Source organism: Spirulina sp. CCY15215 (assembly GCF_016888125.1).
Lineage (GTDB): Bacteria > Cyanobacteriota > Cyanobacteriia > Cyanobacteriales > Spirulinaceae > CCY15215.
In genome coordinates, this window is record NZ_JACSWA010000570.1 from 1 (window position 1) to 204 (window position 204).

A 204-nucleotide genomic window follows, 5' to 3' on the forward strand; every position below is an offset into this window, starting at 1 on the left:
TTAGCATCAGAAGAATTAATTTGCGTTGAATCTGGAGTTATAACTGTTTCTGGAATAGGAGAAATAGATTGTTTCTGAACAGGTTCGTTTGGCGCTATACCAGAACTAGAAGAGATTTCTTGTTTAGTATCGAAAGAAGAGATTTCTTGTTTGGTATCAGAAGAATTAATTTGCGTTGAATCTGGAGTTATAACTGTTTCTGAG

Annotated in this window: 1 protein-coding gene; it reads right to left on the reverse strand. The window is 34.3% G+C overall.

What is annotated here, in order from left to right; genetic code table 11:
* Positions 1 to 204, reverse strand: a 204-nt coding sequence (locus tag JUI58_RS19875) for a hypothetical protein (RefSeq protein ID WP_204105553.1), incomplete at both ends; no start/stop codon positions are given.